The sequence below is a fragment of the Bifidobacterium sp. POST2/T3 (B1) genome (genome assembly GCF_058197115.1).
The window spans coordinates 1-2991 of sequence record NZ_JBVPQK010000319.1; the positions used below are offsets into that span (position 1 = coordinate 1).

The 2991-nt window shown below is 61.0% G+C and carries 2 protein-coding genes; both read right to left on the reverse strand.

The window, feature by feature from the left end; genetic code table 11:
• On the reverse strand, positions 1–1463 hold a 1463-nt coding region (locus AC0AP0_RS11030), incomplete at its 3' end, for an ABC transporter ATP-binding protein (protein ID WP_490430497.1).
• Between the two features lie 29 nt (positions 1464–1492).
• Positions 1493–2991 (reverse strand): ABC transporter ATP-binding protein (locus tag AC0AP0_RS11035; RefSeq protein ID WP_490430498.1); only part of this gene is annotated, 1499 nt, incomplete at its 5' end.

Sequence of the window (2991 nt, forward strand, 5' to 3'; positions counted from 1 at the left end):
TCGGGCAGCTCCATGATGAACTCATGGGCATGGACGGCCTTGGCGGCCTCCTCGATCTGCTGGTCAGTGGCATCCAGACGGCCGTAGCGGATGTTCTCGCGCACGTTGCCGGTGAAGATGAAGGTGTCCTGAAGCATGACCCCCATCTGCCGACGCAGGGAGGCCAGGGTCACGTCGCGCACGTCATGCCCGTCCACGCAGACGCTCCCCTCGGTCACGTCGTAGAAGCGCGAGAGAAGATTGACGATGGTGGTCTTGCCGGCACCCGTGGGCCCGACTAGGGCGACCGTGCTGCCTGCCGGCACATGGAAGTCCACCAGGTTGAGAATGTTGCGGCCTCCGGGCTCGTACTTGAATACCACGTCGTTGAAGTCCACCCTGCCCTTGACCGGAGGCAACTCTATGGCCCCCGGGCGGTCCTCGATCTCAGGGTGGACATCCAGGGTCTCGAAGATGCGCTCCAGGTAGGCCGAGCAGGTGATCAGCTGGTTGTAGAAATTGCCGATATTGATGATGGGGTTCCAGAAGTTGTTGGCATAGCCGACGAAGGCGATCAGCATGCCCGTGGTCACCTGCACGCCGCCCAGGCCGGTGATCCCCAGATAGTAGATCAGTGCGATGGTGATGGTGGAGATGTTCTGCACTCCTGGCCACATCAGGTACTGGATGTGCACGGCCCGCATCCAGGCGCTGCGAACTTGACCCTGCTGCTCCTGGAAAGTGCGAAACTGCTCGCGCTCCCTGACGAAGGTCTGCGTGGTCTTGACCCCCGCGATGGACTCATGGACGTAGGCGTTCAGATTGCTCTGTTTGTTGGACAGGCGCTGATAGGCCCGTCGCTGGAAGCGCTGGAGGACCAATACATAGAGCACCAGCAGGGGCATAAGAACCAGGGACCAGAGGGTCAGCTTCCAGTCGATGACGAACATGACCACCAGGGTCAGCAGGAAGGTGAAGATGTCCGCGATCACGTTGATCAGACCCGAGCTCAGGGTATCCGAGAGGGTGTTGACGTAGTTGACCACCCGGATCAGAATCTTGCCGTGGGGCCGGGAGTCGAAGTAGGAGAAGGGCAGGGTCTGGATGTGGGTGAACAGGTCCCGGCGCATGTCCTTGAGCATGAGCTGCCCTACTTGGGTGATGGCCACGGTCCGGTAGCGCAGGAGGAGCTCGTAGACCACGATGGCAAGCAGGAAGACTGCACCCAGGGCGAAGAGCCGGACCGGATCCTTGGAGGGGATGACCGTGTCGATCATGGTCTTGGTCATGTAGGGAATGGCCACGGCGATGACGCTCATGGACAGGACCGCCGCCAGGATGATCACCCCCTGGCGTAGGTAGGGCTTCAAATAGGCACCTATACGCTTGATGTCCCCAAAGTCAATCTGCTCCTCCAGGTCCTCGTCCTCGCGGAAGGTGTTCCTGCGCGCGGTGCCCGCCGAACGTTGCTCTTGCTGCTTCATCGTCTCACCTTGCCATGCCTGCAGATGTATCAGAATCCCGCCGACTGCCCGGATTGCAGCCCTAACTGCTTGCGGTAGATCCGGTAGTAGCGGCCGTGGGCGTGGACCAAATCCTCATGGGACCCGCGTTCTACGATCCTGCCGTGGTCCAGGACCAGGATCAGGTCGGAATCCTTGATGGAGGAAATCCTGTGGGCGATGGTAACCATGGTCCTGGTGCCCTCCATCTCCTGCAGATGTCGCTGGATGGTGGCCTCGGTTTCCATGTCGACGGCCGATGTGGTGTCGTCCATGATCAGGATGGCCGGGTCGTCCGCCAGGGCCCGTGCCAAGCTGAGTCGTTGCTTCTGGCCGCCTGACAAGCCCACGCCACGCTCGCCCACCACGGTGTCATAACCCTCGGGCATTCGATTGATGAAGGAGTCAGCGCCGGCCATGGAGGCCATGGTCCTGACGTACTGCTCATCGTCGCGGTGAGCTCCGAAGGCGATGTTGTCGCCGATGGTATCCGAAAAGAGGAAGGTGTCCTGTGCCACAATGTTGACCTGCCGCCGCAGCAGGTCCAGGGGCCACTGCCTAGCGTCGATCCCGTCGATGAGCACATGGCCCACGGTGGGGTCGTAGAAGCGGGCCACCAGGCTGACCAGGGTGGACTTGCCCGAGCCGGTCTCCCCCAGTATGCCCAGCCGGGTGCCGGCCGCCACATGGAAGTCTATGTCCTTGAGGATGGGGGTCTCCGGATCGTCAGGGAAGGCGAAACTGACGTGGTCGAAGCGGATATCTCCGCGGATCCTGACCGGGTCACCTGTCTGCTCGCCGTTGACCTTGGCACGGACCGTGGCCGCCTGGACCACGCCGGCCTGGGCGTTCTTGCGTTCAACAATCCTGGGCTCGGCCGTCAGCAGCCGACGGATCTTGACGCAGGAGGCATTGAATCGCTCTACATCGTTGATCAGCCAGCCGGACTGGCGCACCGGGCCGTCGATCATCCACAGGAAACTGTTGAAGGAGACCAGGGCGCCCAGGGTCATCTGCTGGCGGATGACCAGCCAGCCGCCCAGAATCAAGGTGATCAGCTGGAGCATGTAGGAGCAGCCGTCCAGCCAGGGCATATAGGTGCGGCTGTTGCGGGCGGAGTCCATGTTGCGCTGCATGTAGTCATCGTTGTGCTGATCGAACTTCTCGGTCTCATAGGGCTCGCGAACGAAGGCCTTAACCACCCGGTTACCTTCGATGTTCTCCTCGACCATGGAATTGAGGGATGCCAGCGAGTTGCGGATGGCATAGAAGAGCGGGTGGGCGTGCTTGGAGAGCTGCCAGGTGAAGTAGAAAAGGAGTGGTGTTACGGCCAGCAAGGCCAGGGCCAGCCGCCATTCGATGGTAAACATGACGGCCAGCGATCCAACGAAGAGACAGATAGCCTCCAGGATGTTGTAGGAGACCCAGGAGATGAAGTGGCGGATGGCATCGGTGTCCGAGGTCATCCGGCTCATGATGTCGCCGTTGCGGGTGTGGTTGAAGTAGGTGA